General features: G+C 23.8%; 1 pseudogene. It reads left to right on the top strand.

The features are described 5' to 3' along the window. Nucleotides 1-138 precede the first annotated feature (138 nt). Nucleotides 139-407 (top strand): annotated as a pseudogene (locus CAMP5053_RS08400) (ShlB/FhaC/HecB family hemolysin secretion/activation protein); the annotation flags it as partial.

Raw genomic sequence — 407 nt, 5'->3', positions numbered from 1 at the left:
ACACTAGGATTTATCCTAGTGTATTTATAATGAGTATATTAACAAATACTCATATCTAATCATATTATGATTAATCAACATAAATATTAAAAATAAAAACTCTAAATTTAAAATATATAAATAAAAGGAAAAACCATCATGAAAAAACTTTTACTTAGTACTATAGCAATTAGCTCTTTAGTCTATGCTAATAATGGTAGTATTACCATAGCTAAAAATGATATAGAAAAGGTTATAGAATTATCCCCTGATAGAAACCTCCCTCAAAACAAAGCTATTAAAGAAAATCTAAAAACCAAAGATGATTATAAAAAAGCTCAAGAAGCTAAAAAAGACTTTGAAGAAAAAAAGAAAGCATTAAAAGAAAAACTTAATCAAGAAGATGAAACTAATGAGGAAGCTAATAA

Source organism: Campylobacter sp. S4:11, assembly GCF_024723695.1.
Lineage (GTDB): Bacteria > Campylobacterota > Campylobacteria > Campylobacterales > Campylobacteraceae > Campylobacter_D > Campylobacter_D jejuni_C.
Note: the sequence above shows the minus strand (reverse complement) of the source record. Positions and strands in the feature narration are given on the sequence as shown.